This is a genomic window from Erwinia rhapontici (assembly GCF_012271765.1).
GTDB classification, from domain to species: domain Bacteria; phylum Pseudomonadota; class Gammaproteobacteria; order Enterobacterales; family Enterobacteriaceae; genus Erwinia; species Erwinia rhapontici.
Genome location: NZ_VRKO01000005.1, coordinates 1 through 19038, shown reverse-complemented (window position 1 = coordinate 19038; position 19038 = coordinate 1). Strand labels below are relative to the sequence as shown.

Genomic DNA, 19038 nt, shown 5'->3' with positions numbered 1-19038 from the left:
GCAAGCTGGGGGCGGAAAATAAAATCCGCTTACTTTACCAACCACACGAAGCAGCGACAAGGCGCAAAAACGTTCTGCTTCGGTGAAAAATCATGCTATCTCTCGCTGAAGTCACAACCTTACGACATCGTGCGTAACGGAAGCCGATATAACGGCCTTTCGCTGTGGTTTTTGGACACGTCAGCGGACATAACATACATAAAAATTAACAGTTTCAGTTTCGCCTCGGCCTGCGAGAAAGCCGCGTCGAACCACAATCTCCCAGGTATTCTACGTGAAAACCTGCCAGACGTGAGACTAAACTCGATATCTTTGCGAATATTTTTTCACGCTACTATTAACCGGCTCTGAGGCAGCGAAAAAGTCGCCCTGCCCACCGGTGACTCCCAGCTCCAACAGCGTTTGCCACTCTTCCCGGGAACGTACCCCGGCAGCAAAAACCTGAGTGGAAGTTTGCTTGCTACTCTCCAGCAGGCTTTGTACAAACAGCTGATTTTCAGTACGCCGATCAATATTGCGCACCAGGCCGGGATGAAGCTTGATCAGCCTGACCTGGAACTGCTTGATATACGCGGTGCTCACTACCGTTAAACCGGCCTGATTCACTGCCACACCACAGCCAAAACCGTAGAGTAATCGGAACACTGGCGTTAAACGGCTGATGTGTTGACACACATCTGCTTCTGCAAGTTCAAATAAAATACGTTTTCTTTGCGATTTAGTACATTGCAGCAGGTTATCACGCAGCCAGTTCAGGAATGAGCGCTGCAATAATGAGTCGAGGGTGAGCGGAATGGCAAGAGTTTCTTCTGGCCACAGTTCGATCAACGTCACAATACGTTTCACCATCTGTCGATCGTAGCGTTCTGCCAGACCCAGTTGCTGAATCACAGGCAGATACTCTGCGGATAACAGCTCTTTTTCACCGTCAAAGATGCGTGGCATCATTTCGCGATGATGCACTTCACCCTTGGCGTTAACGGCCGGTTTTTGATAAAGCCGTGGACCACCACGATTCAGTGTGTTTTCCAGCAATGTGCGCCATTTCACGCTTCCGCGCGCGAAATCCTGCTGAGCCCCCTCGCCCACCGACCAGTTATTCCCGCCCTGTAGTGTGGCGTTACGCGTCGCCCGCTCGGCATTCTCCATCACCTGAAGAGTGCTCTGCCCGCTGTGCCAGCCGCTGATACCAATATGAATCATGTCATCACGATCCAACATTCGCGTTGATGGCAGAGTATCGACTGCTTTAATCAACTGAGAAGCAATACCGTCGGCATCCTTTACACTGCGATGTGGGAGCAATACGGCGAAGTCACTGCGAAAATAGCGAGCCAGCAGCGCACCGGGATAGCGCAGCACAAAAGTCGACAGCATATTGACCAGCGCAAACAGATAATCCTGCACCTGCACATGGCCCCAGCGCTCACGCAGGCTGTCGAAATCTGGCAAGCGGATCATCATCACCATGCCATGCGTTCCAACGGACTCCGGATCCTCCAACAGTGTGGTGAGCTGATTATCAAAGAACAGGCGGTTGTTCAGGCCGGTGCGGGCATCCTGTGCCGCAAATGCACGGATCAGCGTATCAATGCGGTTATGCTGCTCTCCTGCCTCTTTCAGATCGGCCAGCAACAGGTCAATTGCGCTGCTGGCTTTAGGCGGCCACTCATGTACTGAACCCGATTTGACCGTAGCGCGTTCTCCTTTGATCACGGCTTCAGCGCGCTCCTCCAGCCGTTCCATTCCTTGTAATTGCTGCTGGAGCCAGCGCCTGGCCTGCCATAGCAATAAAGTCATGATCGCGACCACACCGATAATTAGCGACAAACTGGTAGCCCCTATTAAGGAAGCAAACCAGGTACGGGTGGAGTCGACCCACTGAATATGCAGTGTCATGCCGGGATGTTGCGTCAGCGGAAGCTGTATCTGGCGATAGCGATTAGGTTCGTCTTCCAGGAGGGACGGCTGATGAAGGGTGACCTGAAACAGTTGCGCATTACCGTTGTTCAGTTTAACGCGTTCGATTTGTAACGGATTCATGACCTGACGTAGCCATGCTTCTATCTGTTGGGGGGATTGTGTGAATAACGCGCTATCAACATCGTCCGCCATCCGCTGGATCCGATGTTCTGCCCGCTGGTTACTAAGATAAAAGAAGCTCAGTACGCAGCCCACCAGCATCAGTAACATGGCCAGTGAGCAAAGCAGGGTGATAATCGCAGAAAGTTTGGTGGTTAGTCGCATCCTTGTGCCCATTTGTGTTGCGGGTGAAGAAGACGTCATTAACACTGAACCGCAACCAAAATGTAAATGACCAGGAAAATGTGCATATCTGACAGCTGACGCGGTGAAAAATAACACACCACACACACCGATTGCTTGCCCGGGGTCAGATAATTGTCCATTTCCAGGAGTATAGTCCTGACAGGGCGCTTTTTATTAATGAAACCACTATTTTCAGGAGATTCTCATGCAGGCTCTGGTTCTCGAACAGTCAGAAGGCAAAACCGTTGCTGCCGTGAAGTTCATTAGCGCTGACAGCCTGCCGGAAGGCGAGGTCAAGGTCGATGTGGACTGGTCGGGTATTAACTATAAAGATGCGCTGGCGATTACCGGCAAGGGCAAGATTATCCGCCAGTTTCCGATGGTGCCCGGTATCGATTTTGCCGGGAAAGTGCATACCAGTAGCGATCCCCGTTTCCACAGCGGTCAGCCGGTGCTGCTAACGGGCTGGGGCGTAGGTGAAAACCACTGGGGCGGCCTGGCCGAACAGGCACGTGTTAAAGCAGACTGGCTGGTCCCGATGCCAGAAGGCATGGATGGCCGCCAGGCGATGATCATTGGTACGGCCGGGTTTACCGCCATGCTGTGTGTTATGGCGCTGGAAGAAGGCGGCGTGACGCCAGAAAGCGGTGAAATATTGGTCACGGGTGCCAGCGGTGGCGTGGGAAGCACCGCCATCGCACTGCTCAGTGCACTCGGTTATCACGTTGTGGCCGTCAGCGGACGCGAATCAACGCATGACTACCTCAATCAGTTGGGGGCACGCGAGGTGCTGCCGCGCAGTGCATTCAGTTCGGTGGCGCGGCCGCTGGAGAAACAACGCTGGGCAGGGGCGGTCGATACCGCAGGCGATCAGGTGCTGGCCAGTGTGCTGGCGCAGATGAACTACAACGGTGTGGTCGCTGCGTGCGGCCTGGCAGGTGGCTTTGCCCTGCCCACCAGCGTCATGCCTTTTATCCTGCGTAATGTCCGTCTGCAAGGGGTGGATTCCGTGATGACGCCAGCACCACGTCGTCGTGAAGCCTGGAAACGTCTGCTGAAAGTGCTGCCAGCATCGTTTTATCAACAGGCCACTACTGAGGTTCCCCTGTCAGAAGCCGCCAGCGCCGCTGAAAAACTGCTGAATAACGAGATTACTGGCCGTACCCTGGTGCGTATCCGCTAATGCTATGTCCCTCGCTATGATGGCGAGGGATGCCTTTCTCCCAGGAAATTTCATATTTTTTCGCCAGTATTCGCTTAAATCGTGGCACTGCGCCATGCTCAGGGTTATTACCCATACCTGAGCAAGGGTCACAGATGAAAACCATCAACAAACTGACTGAAAATGATGTCACGCCGGAGAGCGTCTTTAATACGCGCCGTCGTACGCTGCTCAAAACCCTCGGGTTGAGTGCGGCTGCACTTTCCCTGCCCACCGCCGCTCGCGCTGATGTGCTGTCATGGTTTAAAGGTAATGACCGCCCGAAGGCGGCATCCGGTAAAGCATTAGAATTTAGCAAACCCGCACTTTATCAGGCAGACCTTGCGCTGACGCCAGAAGACAAGGTCACTGGCTATAATAACTTTTACGAGTTTGGGTTGGATAAAGCGGATCCTGCCGCCAATGCCGGCACATTAAAAACCACCGACTGGAAGATCCAGATCGGCGGTGAAGTTGGCAAGCCGCTCACGCTTGATATGGATGATATCTTTAAGCGCTTTCCACTGGAGCAGCGCATTTACCGTATGCGCTGTGTCGAAGCCTGGTCCATGGTAGTGCCGTGGATCGGTTTCGAGCTGGGTAAACTGCTGAAGGCTGCCGAACCCACCAGCAATGCACGCTATGTTGCTTTCCAGACGCTCTACGCGCCCGATCAGATGCCAGGCCAGCAGGACCGCTTTATCGGCGGGGGGCTGGATTATCCTTACGTAGAAGGCCTGCGGTTGGATGAAGCCATGCACCCACTCACGCTGTTAACCACCGGCGTATATGGCAAAGCGCTGCCCCCACAAAACGGTGCGCCCATTCGCCTGACAGTGCCGTGGAAATACGGTTTTAAAGGTATCAAGTCGATAGTAAAAATCACCCTGGTGAAAGATATGCCCCCAACAACCTGGAATCAGCTGGCAGGCAATGAATATGGTTTCTTCGCCAATGTGAATCCTCACGTCGATCACCCACGCTGGTCACAGGCAACCGAACGTTTTATCGGCTCCGGCGGTATTCTTGATGTCAAACGCCAGCCAACGCTGCTGTTTAACGGTTATGCTGAACAGGTTGCTTCCCTCTACCGCGGGCTGGATCTGCGGGAGAATTTCTAAATGGTGCGCCTGTCGTTAAAACAGATTACAGGCCTGAAGGTGTTGCTGCATCTGGCGGGCTTTTTGCCGCTATTGTGGCTGCTGCTCTCGATTGATCAGGGCTGGTTCAGTGCCGACCCGGCCAAAGATATCCAGCATTTTACCGGCAGAATGGCATTAAAATTTTTGCTGGCCTCCCTCGCGGTAACGCCGCTGGCACGCTACGGTAAGCAACCGCTGCTGATTCGTGTACGCCGCCTGCTGGGATTATGGTGCTTTGCCTGGGCCACGCTGCATCTGGTGAGCTACTCATTACTCGAACTGGGGATCAGTAATCTCGGTCTGCTGGGATCAGAGCTGATCTCACGCCCTTACCTGACACTCGGTATTATTTGCTGGATCGTGCTGCTACTGCTGGCTGTCACATCGTTCCAGCGGGCACAGCGCACATTGGGTAAGCGCTGGCAAACACTGCACAATGCCGTCTATCTGGTGGCTATCCTGGCACCGGTTCATTATCTGTGGTCGGTAAAAATCCTTTCCCCTCAGCCGTGGATTTATGCGTTAATTGCCGCGATCTTGCTGGCATGGCGTTACAAAAAGCTACGTAAGTGGTTGCCAGGTAAATCCTGATTACTGTGTTCCACCCCACATCTTCAGCGATCAACCCTGCCTTTTTAACCGGGTGTGGTTGATCATCTTCGCTGATACGACCAGTATTTAGCTGCTAATTGCGTTGATATCGTTATAATGCCCGACTTCATTCGTGGCCTTTGCCAAATTTCATCTGAAAAGGTGACAAACTGGCTTTGGCGATGTATTTTGTGCGATGCCATTATTATCGCAGGAGATAGCAGCAAGATGACGGATAAGTTGCACGTACTGCTTTTGAACGGCCCCAATCTGAATATGTTGGGAACCCGTGAGCCTGAAAAGTATGGTCATACCACGCTGGCCGAGATTGTCAGCGATCTGACCTCGCAGGCTAACGCGCTTAACGTCACACTGAGTCATCTCCAGTCTAATGCGGAATATGCGCTGATCGATCGCATACATGAGGCGAAAGGCAATGTCGATTATATCGTCATAAACCCGGCTGCATTCACACACACCAGCGTGGCATTGCGTGACGCACTGCTGGCAGTCAGCATCCCGTTTATCGAGGTTCATCTGTCAAACGTGCATGCCCGTGAGCCCTTTCGTCATCATTCGTATCTTTCTGATATTTCTGCCGGCGTGATCTGTGGACTTGGCGTCGACGGTTATTCCTGGGCTTTACAGACGGCAGTCAAACGCCTGTCACCATCTCATTAAACAGAGTACGGAACCACATCATGGATATTCGTAAGATTAAAAAACTGATCGAACTGGTTGAAGAATCAGGCATCGCTGAACTGGAAATCTCTGAAGGCGAAGAGTCTGTTCGCATTAGCCGTGCACCAGTTAACGTTGGTTACCCGATGATGCAGCAGGCCTATGCTGCACCAATGATGCAGCAGCCTGCACTGGCTAACGCTGTCGCTCCGGCTACCGCTCCGGTAATGGAAGCGCCTGCAGCTGCTGAGATCAGTGGCCATATCGTGCGTTCTCCTATGGTCGGTACTTTCTATCGTACCCCAAGCCCGGATGCGAAAGCCTTTGTGGAAATCGGTCAGAAAGTTAACGCCGGTGACACCCTGTGCATCGTTGAAGCGATGAAAATGATGAACCAGATCGAAGCCGATAAATCCGGCATTGTGAAAGCGATTCTGGTCGAAAGCGGTCAGCCTGTTGAGTTTGACGAGCCGCTGGTAGTCATCGAATAACGAGGCGAGCCATGCTGGATAAAATTGTAATTGCTAACCGTGGTGAAATCGCGCTGCGAATTCTCCGCGCCTGTAAAGAACTGGGCATCAAGACTGTGGCAGTGCACTCCACTGCGGACCGCGATCTGAAGCACGTACTGCTGGCAGATGAAACGGTCTGTATTGGCCCGCCACCGTCAGTGAAAAGCTATCTGAACATCCCGGCACTGATTTCAGCCGCTGAGATCACCGGGTCTGTTGCTATCCACCCAGGCTACGGTTTCTTGTCTGAGAATGCTGACTTTGCCGAGCAGGTTGAACGCTCTGGCTTTATCTTTATCGGGCCGAAAGCAGAAACTATCCGCCTGATGGGCGATAAAGTGTCGGCAATCACCGCGATGAAGAAAGCAGGTGTTCCGACGGTGCCAGGCTCCGATGGCCCGTTAACCGAAGATATGGATAAAAACCGTGCCTTCGCAAAACGCATCGGCTATCCGGTCATTATTAAAGCCTCCGGCGGCGGCGGCGGTCGTGGTATGCGCGTTGTGCGCGGCGACAAAGACCTGGAACAATCCATCAACATGACGAAAGCGGAAGCCAAAGCGGCTTTCAACAACGACATGGTTTACATGGAAAAATACCTGGAAAACCCACGCCATATCGAAATTCAGATTTTGGCTGACGGTCAGGGCAACGCTATCTATCTGGCTGAACGTGACTGCTCAATGCAGCGTCGTCACCAGAAAGTCGTGGAAGAAGCGCCAGCACCAGGTATCACTGAAGAGATGCGCCGTTACATCGGCGAGCGCTGCTCGAAAGCCTGTGTTGATATTGGCTATCGTGGCGCCGGCACCTTCGAGTTCCTGTATGAAAACGGTGAGTTCTACTTCATTGAGATGAACACCCGTATTCAGGTAGAGCATCCGGTGACGGAGATGATCACAGGCGTTGACCTGATTAAAGAGCAGCTGCGTATTGCTGCCGGTCAGCCGCTGTCGATCAAACAGGAAGAAGTGATCATTCGCGGTCATGCGGTGGAATGCCGTATTAACGCTGAAGATGCCAACACCTTCCTGCCAAGCCCAGGCAAAATCACCCGCTTCCATGCACCAGGTGGATTTGGTGTGCGTTGGGAATCTCATATCTACGCCGGTTATAGCGTGCCGCCGTACTATGACTCAATGATTGGTAAGCTGATTACCTTCGGTGAAAACCGCGATGTGGCTATTTCACGCATGAAAAATGCGCTGGCGGAGCTGATCATCGACGGAATTAAGACCAACATCGAACTGCAGATGAAAATCATGTCGGACGAGAACTTCCAGCACGGTGGAACGAATATCCACTATCTGGAGAAAAAACTCGGCCTGCAAGAGAAATAATTGGCCCGGGTCAGGCGTGCCTGCCCTCTACAGGAGGGTGCATACCCACCATAGCGTAGGGGGGCGGGCATGTCTGACCTCTACGGGGGCATTCCCGCCCTATCGTAGCGGTCGGGCATGCCCGACCCGCCAGCAGAGTTCGCTGTATGCAGAGGGGCCGATTATTCGGCCCCTTCTTATTTTGGGGAAGAAACGCATGGAAAAACGTTTTATTCAGGCCCACCGTGAAGCGCGCTGGTCATTCTGGCTGGCAGTGGCTTATCTTGCCTGTTGGGCGCTGTCAGCCTGGCTACCGGACGATGTGCAAGGTGTCACCGGACTGCCGCACTGGTTTGAAATCGCCTGCCTGCTGGTGCCCGGTTTGTTCATTTTTCTCTGCTGGCTGATGGTTCGCGTCATCTTCCGCGATATTCCTCTGGAGGATGACGGTGAAGCTTGACATTATTTTGCCTCTAATTGGCTACCTGTTACTGGTTGCCGGACTCTCTGTGTACGCCATGCGTCAGCGCCGTGAGGGCAGCTTCCTGAGTGAATACTTCCTCGGCAGCCGTTCAATGGGTGGCTTCGTGCTGGCCATGACACTGACCACCACCTATATCAGCGCCAGCTCGTTTATTGGTGGCCCAGGCGCCGCCTATAAATACGGACTAGGATGGGTGCTACTGTCGATGGTACAGGTGCCTGCCGTATGGCTGTCACTGGGGATTTTGGGTAAGAAGTTTGCCATTCTGGCGCGGCGTTATAATGCCGTGACGCTTAACGATATGCTGTATGCACGCTACCGCAGCCCAATGCTGGTCTGGCTGGCAAGTATCAGCCTGCTGGTCGCATTTATTGGTGCCATGACCGTGCAGTTCATCGGCGGTGCACGTCTGTTGGAAACCGCTGCGGGGATCCCTTACGATACCGGACTGCTGATTTTTGGCATCTCCATCGCTTTGTATACGGCGTTTGGTGGCTTCCGTGCCAGCGTCCTTAATGATGCTATGCAAGGCCTGGTGATGCTGGCAGGCACCTTCCTGCTGCTGTTCGCCGTGATCCATGCCGCTGGCGGGATGCATAAGGCCGTAGAAACCCTACAGCATATTGATCCAAAACTGGTGTCATCGACAGGTGTTGATAACATTCTGACCCCGACATTCCTTGCCTCTTTCTCTGTGCTGGTGTGCTTTGGCGTTATTGGTCTGCCACACACGGCGGTACGTTGCATCTCCTATAAAGACAGTAAAGCCGTACATCTGGCGATCCTGCTTGGCACCGTGGTCGTTGCCGTTCTGATGTTTGGTATGCATCTCGCAGGGGCTTTAGGACGCGCGGTGATCCCGGATTTACAGATCCCGGACCAGGTGATCCCAACGTTAATGATCCAGGTACTGCCACCACTGGCTGCCGGGATCTTTCTTGCGGCGCCGATGGCGGCGATCATGTCCACCATTAACGCACAGCTGCTACAATCGTCGGCAACGATCGTCAAAGATCTCTATCTGCGGATGCGACCGCATCAGCTGGATAATGAACCGCTGTTGAAGCGCTTATCCTCGCTGGTGACGCTGATACTGGGGCTCCTGTTGCTGGTGGCGGCCTGGAATCCACCCGATATGATTATCTGGCTGAATCTGCTGGCCTTTGGCGGGCTGGAAGCCGTATTCCTCTGGCCGCTGGTGCTGGGGTTGTACTGGGAAAGAGCCAACGCGGCTGGCGCACTGAGCAGTATGGTATCGGGTGCGGCCTGTTACACCCTGCTGGCCAGCCTGTCGCTGCAACCCTGGGGGTTCCACCCGATTGTTCCGGCACTGTTACTCAGCTTGCTGGCCTTTATTATTGGCAACCGTTTTGGTCACTCTGACACCCTGGCGACGACTGCCCACACTCCGATTGAATGAAGAGATTATTATGCCTTGGATCCAAATGAAGCTTAATACCACCGGCGCTCAGGCTGAAGAGCTGGGTGATGCACTGATTGAAAATGGCGCCGTGTCGGTGACCTTCCAGGATACCCACGACAATCCGGTGTTTGAACCCTTACCGGGCGAAACGCGTCTGTGGGGTGATACCGATGTGATTGGCCTGTTCGATGCTGAAACTGAGATGCCCGATGTGATTGCCGGGCTGGAACAGCATCCGCTGCTGGGCGCTGGTTTTCACCATAAGATTGAGCAGATCGAGGACAAAGACTGGGAACGTGAGTGGATGGATAACTTCCACCCGATGCGCTTCGGACAGCGCCTGTGGATCTGCCCAAGCTGGCGCGATGTGCCCGATCCTACTGCGGTAAACGTGATGCTCGACCCGGGCCTGGCGTTTGGTACCGGCACCCACCCGACCACCGCACTTTGTCTGGCCTGGCTGGATGGTCTGGACCTGGAAGGTAAAACCGTGATCGATTTCGGCTGTGGTTCCGGCATTCTGGCGATTGCTGCTTTGAAGCTGGGTGCTGCTGCCGCTATCGGTATTGACATCGATCCGCAGGCAATTCAGGCCAGCCGTGACAATGCACAACGTAACGGCGTATCAGAGCGTCTCTCGCTGTATCTGCCACACCAGCAACCAGACAACCTTATTGCTGATGTGGTGGTGGCGAATATCCTGGCAGGCCCACTGCGCGAGCTGGCACCGCTGATTAGCGTCCTGCCTAAAACAGGCGGTCATCTTGGCCTTTCAGGCGTGCTGGCCAGTCAGGCTGACAGCGTATGTGAAGCTTACGCGGAAACCTTCACGCTGGATCCCGTGGCAGAGAAAGAAGAGTGGTGTCGCATTACGGGTATTCGCCGATAAAATAACCGGCTGGCGCAGCCCGGATAAGCTGTGTCAGCACGTTCATCACGTCATATGTCTCGAATAACGGCTCAACTGGCGTGATTTATGTTGTTATCCGGGTCACAAAAAAAGAAAAATCTTTGTACACAATTTCGTCGTATTTTTTTAATTCATTGTTTTATATAATTATAATATTAATTCCGCTGCCAGGTACGATGATTCCTTGATCCGCAACAGCGGATTGTTCAAAGTTTGGCCTTTCATCTTCCTGAAAAAATGCGTAATATACGCCGCCTTGCGGACACACTATGGTCACTTTTTTTTCATGCGCATAGGAAATCACCAGCTTCGTAATCGTTTGATTGCAGCCCCGATGGCCGGGATAACAGACAGGCCATTCAGGACCCTTTGCTATGCAATGGGCGCTGGTATGACCGTCTCCGAGATGATGTCGTCAAACCCTGAAGTCTGGGGTAGCGATAAGTCGCGGTTGCGTATGGTACACAGTGACGAACCTGGTATTCGTACCGTGCAAATTGCCGGTTGTGACCCGGAAGAAATGGCGGCAGCCGCGCGCATCAATGCAGTGTCAGGTGCGCAGGTGATCGACATTAATATGGGTTGTCCGGCCAAAAAAGTGAATCGCAAGATGGCAGGTTCGGCGCTGCTGCAACACCCTGAGCTGGTGAAGTCTATCCTCTTAGCGGTGGTGAATGCAGTTGACGTACCAGTTACCTTAAAGATTCGCACTGGCTGGGATAGCGACAACCGCAACTGTGTAGAGATTGCCCAATTGGCTGAACGCTGCGGTATTCAGGCCCTGACAATTCACGGACGCACACGCGCGTGTTTGTTCAACGGCGAAGCTGAGTACGACAGCATTCGGACAGTTAAGCAGAACGTATCCATTCCGGTTATCGCGAATGGAGACATTACTGACCCGCATAAAGCCAGAGCCGTACTTGACTATACGGGGGCTGATGCCCTGATGATAGGACGGGCGGCTCAGGGAAGACCGTGGATCTTCCGGGAAATCCAGCACTATCTGGACACTGGGGAGCTGCTGGCACCGATGCCACTGGCTGAAGTAAAGCGCTTGCTCATCGGGCACTTACGGGAACTGCACGACTTTTATGGTCACCGCAAAGGATACCGTATTGCCCGGAAGCACGTCTCCTGGTATCTGCAGGAGCACGCCCCAAACGACCAGTTTCGGCGCACATTCAACGCCATAGAGGATGCCAGCGAACAGCTGGAGGCGTTGGAGGCATACTTCGAAAATCTTGCGTAATTAGAAATAAAGAGCTGACAGAACTATGTTCGAACAACGCGTAAATTCTGACGTACTGACCGTATCTACCGTGAATTCACAGGATCAGGTGACCCAAAAGCCACTTCGTGATTCGGTCAAACAGGCACTGAAGAACTATTTTGCTCAACTGAATGGTCAGGATGTAAATGATCTGTATGAGCTGGTACTGGCTGAAGTAGAACAGCCTCTGTTGGACATGGTGATGCAATACACCCGTGGCAACCAGACCCGTGCAGCCCTGATGATGGGCATCAACCGCGGTACACTACGTAAGAAACTGAAAAAATACGGCATGAACTAATAGCCCTGGCTATCATGTTGTTTCGAAAGCGCTTATCCCTCTTTAGGGCTAAGCGCTTTTTTATTGATAGTCGCATCATCCCTGACGCATACTATGTAGGTGATGTGGAGAATGGGTGAAGATTGACAGGCCTTTTCGCACAAGAAAAATCCCGCTCACCTCTTCCTGTATGCAGGATAACCTGTGTAAACTCACGTGTACTTGAAATTCCTTCGCAGGCCCGCCGCCCTCACCTTCTGAACGCAGTATGCAACATCTCCTGAATGTAAATTACTGCCAAAAATGAGCCGTGGCTAAACCTACGTACTGAATGGGTGTCTGAATGATTGTACCGCTACTGATTGCCTTCATTATGCGTTACAGGTTCTCTGCCCTTAATGCTTAAATGAGTAAATATGAAGCCGTCACAAAAATTCCACAGGGGCTTTCTGCGCCCGCGCTATTGGCTGACCTGGTTTGGTGTCAGTGTATTATTCCTGCTGGTACAGCTCCCTTATCCTGTATTGAACAAACTGGGCCTCTGGATGGGCCGTACCTCCATGCGTTTTATGAAACGCCGCGTCTCGATTGCCCGCCGTAACCTGGAGCTCTGTTTCCCGGATATCGACCCTGAGCAGCTTGAACGCCGTATCGTCGGAAATTTTGAATCTCTGGGAATGGGATTACTGGAAACCGGCATGGCCTGGTTCTGGTCCGATCGTCGAGTGAAACGTTGGTTCAGCGTTACCGGCCTGGAAAACCTTCAGGCTGCGCAGCGTGAAAAGCGCGGGGCGCTGATTATTGGCGTGCACTTTATGTCGCTGGAGCTGGGCGGACGCGCAATGGGTATCTGTCAGCCAATGATGGCAATGTATCGCCCGCACAATAACAAGCTGATGGAATGGATACAGACCAAAGGGCGTATGCGTTCTAACAAGGCGATGATTAATCGCCGTGACCTGCGCGGCATGGTACAGGCGCTAAAACAGGGTGAAGCGGTGTGGTTTGCCCCTGACCAGGATTACGGTCCGAAGGGGAGCGTGTTTGCCCCGCTGTTCGCCGTGCCAGAGGCAGCGACTACCAGTGGCACCTGGATGCTGGCGCGTATGGCGAAACCTGCATTGATCACGGTGGTACTGATCCGCAAAGAAGACGGCAGCGGCTATGAACTGGTCATCCAGCCTGAACTCCAGGATTACCCGATCGAGAATGAACAGCTGGCAGCCGAGTATATGAACCGGGTAATTGAACGCGAGATTATGCGTGCGCCGAATCAGTATATGTGGCTGCATCGCCGCTTTAAAACCCGTCCTGCCGGTGCCAGTTCTCTCTATTAATCCTCCTTATCCTCTTTCTCTCTCACCAGCGCCTCAGGGCGCTGGTTTGCGCAAGACTATTTACATTTAAGTAACAAAAACTGACGCCGCCCTCACACTGCTTCCATATAGTGAAACTAATTGCACTATTTGTGACCATCACGGCTATTTTTGCCCCTTCCTGGTGCGCGATATTAATACTACTTGTAAGAAACTCCCCTTTATTAGCAACGCTTTTCAACAAATTCAGGGCTATGCAAATCTGGCATTACCTTTGCAAAGCAGTGAATGGCTTCGGCCACAGACAGGCAAAGTGCACCAAAGCGTGCGCTAAACATAACAAAACGAATTCGCCACACAGGATGCTTTATGAAAAAGATGATGCTCACGACGATGGTTGCTGCAGCTACGCTGTTTGCGGTTGCAAATCAGGCCCATGCTGGCACGACACTGGATGCCATTAAGAAGAAAGGCTTTGTACAGTGTGGTATCAGCGATGGCCTGCCAGGCTTCTCCTATGCGGATTCCAACGGTAAATTTACGGGTATTGATGTGGACGTTTGCCGTGCTGCCGCTGCAGCCGTGTTTGGTGATGCTGGAAAAGTAAAATATACCCCGCTGACTGCAAAAGAGCGTTTCACTGCGTTGCAGTCGGGTGAAGTCGACATCCTTTCTCGTAATACCACCTGGACCTCCTCCCGTGATGGCGGTATGGGCTTCATCTTCGCAGGCGTAAACTATTACGACGGTATCGGCTTCCTGACCCATCAAAAAGCCGGTCTGAAAAGCGCTAAAGAACTGGACGGTGCCACAGTATGTATCCAGGCAGGTACGGATACCGAGCTGAACGTGGCCGACTACTTCAAAGCTAACAAAATGCAGTACACCCCGGTGACCTTTGACCGTTCTGATGAATCAGCTAAAGCTCTCGATACCGGCCGTTGCGACACGCTCGCCTCTGACCAGTCTCAGCTTTACGCATTGCGTATCAAGTTGGGCAAACCTAATGAATTCATCGTTCTTCCTGAAGTGATCTCCAAAGAGCCTCTGGGTCCGGTTGTACGCCGCGGTGATGACGATTGGTACACCATCGTTAAATGGTCTCTGTACGCAATGCTGAATGCCGAAGAGATGGGAATTACCTCTAAGAATGTTGATCAGTTGACGGCGAAACCATCGACGCCAGATATGGCTCACCTGCTGGGCGCGGAAGGTGACTTCGGTAAAGACCTGAAGCTCGATAACAAATGGGCTTATAACATCATCAAGCAAGTGGGCAACTATCAGGAAGTCTTTGACCGTAACGTCGGTAAAGATAGCCAGCTGAAAATTGCTCGTGGTCAGAATGCCCTGTGGAACAATGGCGGCATTCAGTACGCACCACCAGTACGTTAATTCCCACGATTACAGGGCACCAGGCTTACTGGTGCCCACGCCAGAATGTTCGTCACTGAGGTCTCAACATGTCTCAACGCCCAACCGTAAAAAGGGATTTTTCATTCAGCAATCCTGCGGTGCGCGCCTGGCTTTACCAGATCATTGCGATCGTCGCGGTTCTGGCCGTTGCGGGTTATCTGATTCATAACACCATCATTAACCTGGCAAGCCGTGGCATTACTTCCGGTTTTGGTTTCCTTGAACGTAGCGCTGGCTTTGGTATCGTCCAGCATCTGATTGATTATACTGAAGGGGATACCTACGCTCGCGTGTTCCTGGTGGGTCTCACCAATACCCTACTGGTTTCTGCGCTGTGTATCGTCTTTGCTTCTTTCCTCGGCTTCTTTATTGGTTTGGCCCGTTTGTCTGACAACTGGCTGCTGCGGAAAATATCTAATATTTATATTGAGACGTTCCGTAATATCCCGCCGCTGTTGCAGATATTCTTCTGGTATTTTGCTGTGTTACGCAATTTGCCAGGACCTCGTCAGGCACTGAATGCCTTTGATCTCGCGTTTGTCAGCAACCGTGGGTTGTATATCCCGTGGCCTGAATATGCAGCGGGAACCGGCCCTTTCCTGATTGCAGTGCTACTGGCACTGGTCATCTCGTTCGGTCTGTTTCGTTATAACAAACAGCATCAGTTGAAAACAGGACAACTGCGCCGTACATGGCCTGCGGCTATCGTGATGCTGATTATGTTCCCACTGTTCACCTCGCTGCTAGCAGGCCGCCCAATGCACTGGGATATCCCGGAACTTAGTGGCTTCAACTATCGTGGTGGTTTCGTTCTGATCCCTGAGCTGGCGGCGCTAACGCTGGCTCTGTCGATCTATACCTCTTCGTTTATTGCTGAAGTCATCCGCTCAGGAATTCAATCTGTTCCGTACGGTCAGCATGAAGCTGCGCGTTCTCTCGGCTTACCCAATCCGGTCACACTGCGTCAGGTCATTATCCCACAGGCAATGCGCGTGATTATTCCTCCGCTTACCAGCCAGTATCTCAATATTGTGAAAAACTCTTCGCTGGCAGCAGCGATTGGCTATCCCGATATGGTGTCGCTGTTTGCCGGTACGGTATTGAATCAGACGGGTCAAGCCATCGAGACGATCGCTATCACCATGGGTGTGTATCTCATCATCAGCCTGTCGATTTCGCTGTTAATGAATATCTACAACCGCAAAATCGCCCTCATTGAGCGCTAAGAGAACGGGATTATGACGACTGTTACCACTCATGACACGCCCACCGTACCAACCAGCACATTGTCACGTGCCGTGTTGTGGGCACGAAGAAATCTGTTCTCAAGCCTGGGTAACTCACTGCTGACGCTGTTCTGCCTCTGGGTCATCTGGGCCGTTATCCCTCCAGCGCTGAACTGGCTGGTGTTCCAGGCTAACTGGATGGGTGAAACGCGTGCTGACTGTACTAAAGAAGGTGCATGTTGGGTGTTTATCCATGCGCGTTTTGGCCAGTTTATGTATGGATTGTATCCCCACGAATTGCGCTGGCGTATCAACCTTGCGCTGGTGATCGGTCTGCTGTCGATTGTACCGATGTTCCTTAAAAGGCTGCCGCGTCGGGGCACTTATATCGCCGCCTGGGCTGTCATTTACCCCATTGTTGTCTGGTTCTTGCTGTATGGCGGCTATCTGGGACTGGAACGTGTCGAAACCCGTCAGTGGGGCGGGCTGACCCTGACGCTGATTATTGCGTCTGTGGGGATCGCAGGCGCCTTACCTTTAGGCATCCTGCTGGCACTCGGTCGCCGTTCGCAGATGCCGGTGGTGCGCACGCTATGCGTCCTTTTCATTGAGTTCTGGCGGGGTGTGCCGCTGATCACCGTGCTGTTTATGTCTTCGGTGATGTTGCCGCTGTTTATGGCTGAGGGCAGCTCTATCGATAAGCTCATTCGTGCGCTGGTCGGGGTGATTCTGTTCCAGTCGGCTTATGTGGCAGAAGTGGTGCGTGGTGGCCTGCAGGCATTGCCTAAAGGGCAATATGAAGCTGCCGAATCACTGGCTTTAGGCTATTGGAAAACCCAGGGGCTGGTGATTCTGCCTCAGGCATTAAAGCTGGTTATTCCTGGACTCGTTAACACCATCATTGCTCTGTTTAAAGATACCAGCCTGGTGATCATCATCGGTCTGTTTGATCTCTTCAGCAGCGTGCAGCAGGCCACCGTCGACCCAGCCTGGCTGGGGATGTCCACCGAGGGTTATGTCTTTGCTGCTTTGGTCTACTGGATTTTTTGTTTCAGCATGTCGCGCTATAGCCAGTATCTGGAAAAGCGCTTCCACACCGGGCGTACACCGCACTGAGGTTTAAAATGACTCAAATTATTACCCCATCTGACGACGCGATGATGATTACGCTCGAAAATGTGAACAAATGGTACGGACAGTTTCACGTACTGAAAGACATTAACCTGAAGGTTAAACCCCGTGAACGCATCGTTCTTTGCGGTCCTTCCGGCTCCGGGAAATCGACAACGATCCGCTGCATTAATCATCTGGAAGAGCATCAAAAGGGGCGTATCGTCGTCGATGGTACGTTACTTAACGACGATCTTCGCAATATTGAACGTGTCCGTACCGAAGTCGGGATGGTGTTTCAACATTTCAATCTGTTCCCGCATCTGAGTGTTTTACAAAACTGTACTCTCGCGCCTATCTGGGTTCGTAAAACCCCGAAGAAAGAGGCCGAAGAACTGGCGATGCATTATCTTGAGCGTGTACGTATTGCCGAGCATGCGCATAAATTTCCGGGGCAGCTTTCCGGTGGTCAGCAGCAGCGCGTTGCGATTGCACGTTCATTATGTATGAAGCCGAAAATTATGCTGTTCGATGAACCCACGTCCGCGCTCGATCCGGAAATGGTGAAGGAAGTGCTGGATACCATGATTGGCCTGGCAGAAGACGGCATGACAATGCTGTGTGTGACTCACGAAATGGGCTTCGCCCGTACCGTGGCAGACCGGGTGATCTTTATGGATCGTGGTGAGATAGTGGAGGAAGCCCCTCCGCAAGAGTTCTTCGCTAATCCTAAGTCTGAACGTACCCGAGCCTTCCTGTCTCAGGTAATACACTGATTTATCGGCATAAATAATGTCATCATGCCCTGCCAGCTTATCGGTGGGGCTTTTTTATGCCCCAACAAAAGCCCTATGCGAAAGCATAAGGTTTATCAAGTGAAGAGTCGCTCACCGACAAACAGCAGACGAAAAAAAACCCCGGCCTTTCGGTCGGGGTTCTTTCTTTGTTTGATGCCTGGCAGTTCCCTACTCTCGCATGGGGAGACCCCACACTACCATCGGCGCTACGGCGTTTCACTTCTGAGTTCGGCATGGGGTCAGGTGGGACCACCGCGCTAAAGCCGCCAGGCAAATTCTTGATTTACCGAACTCACGCTTTATTACTGGTGCTGATACCCAGAGTCGAACTGGGGACCTCACCCTTACCAAGGGTGCGCTCTACCAACTGAGCCATATCAGCACACTTAATTTTAAAGGGCGACACGTATGTCGCCCTTTGTTGTTTGATGCCTGGCAGTTCCCTACTCTCGCATGGGGAGACCCCACACTACCATCGGCGCTACGGCGTTTCACTTCTGAGTTCGGCATGGGGTCAGGTGGGACCACCGCGCTAAAGCCGCCAGGCAAATTCTTGATTTACCGAACTCACGCTTTATTACTGGTGCTGATACCCAGAGTCGAACTGGGGACCTCACCCTTACCAAGGGTGCGCTCTACCAACTGAGCCATATCAGCACACTTAATTTTAAAGGGCGACACGTATGTCGCCCTTTGTTGTTTGATGCCTGGCAGTTCCCTACTCTCGCATGGGGAGACCCCACACTACCATCGGCGCTACGGCGTTTCACTTCTGAGTTCGGCATGGGGTCAGGTGGGACCACCGCGCTAAAGCCGCCAGGCAAATTCTTTGTGCATGAAACGAATCTTTTTCACTGATGCGGCGTTCTCACCCTCGCGTCTCTCAGTCACATACTTCAGTATGCTCCCTCGGGCCGCCCCGGGCTTCGCCTTGCCTCAGCGTAAAATCTTTCGTTTCCGCTAATTCTTTATCCGGTAACAAGCTGAAAATCTCTTTTGCGTCTCTCAACGCCACCAGAACGCTTCTGGCGTTGTAAGGTTAAGCCTCACGGGTCATTAGTACCGGTTAGCTCAACGCATCGCTGCGCT

At 52.5% G+C, this 19038-nt stretch carries 17 protein-coding genes, 2 tRNA genes and 3 rRNA genes; 16 read left to right on the top strand and 6 right to left on the bottom strand.

The genetic code is table 11. The features are described from left to right. Positions 1-297: 297 nt before the first annotated feature. Positions 298-2247, bottom strand: a complete 1950-nt coding sequence (csrD, locus tag FVB43_RS03250; protein ID WP_133844167.1) for an RNase E specificity factor CsrD — start codon at positions 2245-2247, stop codon at positions 298-300. Positions 2248-2473: 226 nt separating this feature from the next. Here csrD and acuI point away from each other — a divergent pair, with 226 nt between their 5' ends. From acuI to FVB43_RS03170, 16 genes are all read left to right on the top strand, one after another. Continuing rightward, positions 2474-3451 (top strand): acrylyl-CoA reductase (NADPH), encoded by a 978-nt coding sequence (gene acuI, locus FVB43_RS03245; RefSeq protein ID WP_159337312.1) that lies wholly within the window; start codon positions 2474-2476, stop codon positions 3449-3451. A 134-nt stretch (positions 3452-3585) separates the two neighbouring features. Further along, positions 3586-4590, top strand: coding sequence for a protein-methionine-sulfoxide reductase catalytic subunit MsrP (gene msrP / locus FVB43_RS03240; protein ID WP_167863380.1), 1005 nt, complete (start codon positions 3586-3588; stop codon positions 4588-4590). 3 nt (positions 4591-4593) lie between these two features. Next, positions 4594-5202, top strand: coding sequence for a protein-methionine-sulfoxide reductase heme-binding subunit MsrQ (gene msrQ / locus FVB43_RS03235; RefSeq protein ID WP_171148947.1), 609 nt, complete (start codon positions 4594-4596; stop codon positions 5200-5202). Positions 5203-5430: 228 nt separating this feature from the next. Further along, a complete protein-coding gene (gene aroQ / locus FVB43_RS03230) occupies positions 5431-5883 on the top strand; it encodes a type II 3-dehydroquinate dehydratase (protein WP_133844175.1) in 453 nt (150 codons plus the stop codon). Between the two features lie 20 nt (positions 5884-5903). Next, positions 5904-6374 (top strand): acetyl-CoA carboxylase biotin carboxyl carrier protein, encoded by a 471-nt coding sequence (gene accB, locus FVB43_RS03225; RefSeq protein WP_133844177.1) that lies wholly within the window; start codon positions 5904-5906, stop codon positions 6372-6374. A gap of 11 nt (positions 6375-6385) precedes the next feature. Next, positions 6386-7735, top strand: a complete 1350-nt coding sequence (accC, locus tag FVB43_RS03220; RefSeq protein ID WP_133844179.1) for an acetyl-CoA carboxylase biotin carboxylase subunit — start codon at positions 6386-6388, stop codon at positions 7733-7735. Between the two features lie 196 nt (positions 7736-7931). Beyond that, positions 7932-8174 carry a YhdT family protein gene (locus tag FVB43_RS03215; protein WP_133844181.1) on the top strand — a complete coding sequence of 81 codons (243 nt, stop codon included), beginning with the start codon at positions 7932-7934 and terminating at the stop codon, positions 8172-8174. Continuing rightward, the gene (gene panF / locus FVB43_RS03210) at positions 8164-9618 is read left to right on the top strand and encodes a sodium/pantothenate symporter (RefSeq protein ID WP_133844183.1); all 1455 of its coding nucleotides are present in this window, start codon (positions 8164-8166) and stop codon (positions 9616-9618) included. The genes FVB43_RS03215 and panF overlap by 11 nt, the downstream gene beginning before the upstream one ends. A gap of 10 nt (positions 9619-9628) precedes the next feature. Then, positions 9629-10510, top strand: coding sequence for a 50S ribosomal protein L11 methyltransferase (gene prmA, locus FVB43_RS03205; protein ID WP_133844185.1), 882 nt, complete (start codon positions 9629-9631; stop codon positions 10508-10510). Positions 10511-10817: 307 nt separating this feature from the next. Beyond that, the gene (gene dusB, locus FVB43_RS03200; protein WP_133844187.1) at positions 10818-11783 is read left to right on the top strand and encodes a tRNA dihydrouridine synthase DusB; all 966 of its coding nucleotides are present in this window, start codon (positions 10818-10820) and stop codon (positions 11781-11783) included. 25 nt (positions 11784-11808) lie between these two features. Continuing rightward, positions 11809-12105, top strand: a complete 297-nt coding sequence (gene fis / locus FVB43_RS03195) for a DNA-binding transcriptional regulator Fis (RefSeq protein WP_000462905.1) — start codon at positions 11809-11811, stop codon at positions 12103-12105. 395 nt (positions 12106-12500) lie between these two features. After that, positions 12501-13421, top strand: coding sequence for a kdo(2)-lipid IV(A) palmitoleoyltransferase (gene lpxP / locus FVB43_RS03190; protein WP_133844189.1), 921 nt, complete (start codon positions 12501-12503; stop codon positions 13419-13421). A gap of 348 nt (positions 13422-13769) precedes the next feature. Next, complete coding sequence (locus FVB43_RS03185) at positions 13770-14795, top strand: amino acid ABC transporter substrate-binding protein (RefSeq protein WP_133844191.1); 1026 nt, start codon at positions 13770-13772, stop codon at positions 14793-14795. Positions 14796-14863: 68 nt separating this feature from the next. Then, on the top strand, positions 14864-16042 hold the full coding sequence (locus FVB43_RS03180) for an amino acid ABC transporter permease (protein ID WP_133844193.1): 1179 nt from the start codon (positions 14864-14866) through the stop codon (positions 16040-16042). Positions 16043-16054: 12 nt separating this feature from the next. After that, entirely contained in the window at positions 16055-17158 is a 1104-nt protein-coding gene (locus FVB43_RS03175) for an amino acid ABC transporter permease (protein WP_133844195.1), read from the top strand. 8 nt (positions 17159-17166) lie between these two features. After that, positions 17167-17928, top strand: a complete 762-nt coding sequence (locus FVB43_RS03170; protein ID WP_133844197.1) for an amino acid ABC transporter ATP-binding protein — start codon at positions 17167-17169, stop codon at positions 17926-17928. A gap of 176 nt (positions 17929-18104) precedes the next feature. Here FVB43_RS03170 and rrf (FVB43_RS03165) read toward each other — a convergent pair. The 5 genes from rrf (FVB43_RS03165) to rrf (FVB43_RS03145) form a co-directional block, all read right to left on the bottom strand. Then, positions 18105-18220 (bottom strand): 5S ribosomal RNA (gene rrf / locus FVB43_RS03165). 35 nt (positions 18221-18255) lie between these two features. After that, positions 18256-18331 (bottom strand) — tRNA-Thr (locus tag FVB43_RS03160). A 48-nt stretch (positions 18332-18379) separates the two neighbouring features. Further along, positions 18380-18495: ribosomal RNA gene (gene rrf / locus FVB43_RS03155) — 5S ribosomal RNA — on the bottom strand. A gap of 35 nt (positions 18496-18530) precedes the next feature. Further along, positions 18531-18606, bottom strand: a tRNA-Thr gene (locus tag FVB43_RS03150). A gap of 48 nt (positions 18607-18654) precedes the next feature. Next, positions 18655-18770: ribosomal RNA gene (rrf, locus tag FVB43_RS03145) — 5S ribosomal RNA — on the bottom strand. Positions 18771-19038 lie beyond the last annotated feature (268 nt).

What these genes read in the sequence shown, in the direction of transcription:
- FVB43_RS03185 (WP_133844191.1), top strand. Translation starts at nt 13,770, where the DNA reads ATGAAAAAGATGATGCTCACGACGATGGTTGCTGCAGCTACGCTGTTT.
- aroQ (WP_133844175.1), top strand. Translation starts at nt 5,431, where the DNA reads ATGACGGATAAGTTGCACGTACTGCTTTTGAACGGCCCCAATCTGAAT.
- prmA (WP_133844185.1), top strand. Translation starts at nt 9,629, where the DNA reads ATGCCTTGGATCCAAATGAAGCTTAATACCACCGGCGCTCAGGCTGAA.
- FVB43_RS03175 (WP_133844195.1), top strand. Translation starts at nt 16,055, where the DNA reads ATGACGACTGTTACCACTCATGACACGCCCACCGTACCAACCAGCACA.
- FVB43_RS03180 (WP_133844193.1), top strand. Translation starts at nt 14,864, where the DNA reads ATGTCTCAACGCCCAACCGTAAAAAGGGATTTTTCATTCAGCAATCCT.
- accB (WP_133844177.1), top strand. Translation starts at nt 5,904, where the DNA reads ATGGATATTCGTAAGATTAAAAAACTGATCGAACTGGTTGAAGAATCA.
- msrP (WP_167863380.1), top strand. Translation starts at nt 3,586, where the DNA reads ATGAAAACCATCAACAAACTGACTGAAAATGATGTCACGCCGGAGAGC.
- FVB43_RS03170 (WP_133844197.1), top strand. Translation starts at nt 17,167, where the DNA reads ATGACTCAAATTATTACCCCATCTGACGACGCGATGATGATTACGCTC.
- lpxP (WP_133844189.1), top strand. Translation starts at nt 12,501, where the DNA reads ATGAAGCCGTCACAAAAATTCCACAGGGGCTTTCTGCGCCCGCGCTAT.
- dusB (WP_133844187.1), top strand. Translation starts at nt 10,818, where the DNA reads ATGCGCATAGGAAATCACCAGCTTCGTAATCGTTTGATTGCAGCCCCG.
- csrD (WP_133844167.1), bottom strand. Translation starts at nt 2,247, where the DNA reads ATGCGACTAACCACCAAACTTTCTGCGATTATCACCCTGCTTTGCTCA.
- acuI (WP_159337312.1), top strand. Translation starts at nt 2,474, where the DNA reads ATGCAGGCTCTGGTTCTCGAACAGTCAGAAGGCAAAACCGTTGCTGCC.
- fis (WP_000462905.1), top strand. Translation starts at nt 11,809, where the DNA reads ATGTTCGAACAACGCGTAAATTCTGACGTACTGACCGTATCTACCGTG.
- FVB43_RS03215 (WP_133844181.1), top strand. Translation starts at nt 7,932, where the DNA reads ATGGAAAAACGTTTTATTCAGGCCCACCGTGAAGCGCGCTGGTCATTC.
- accC (WP_133844179.1), top strand. Translation starts at nt 6,386, where the DNA reads ATGCTGGATAAAATTGTAATTGCTAACCGTGGTGAAATCGCGCTGCGA.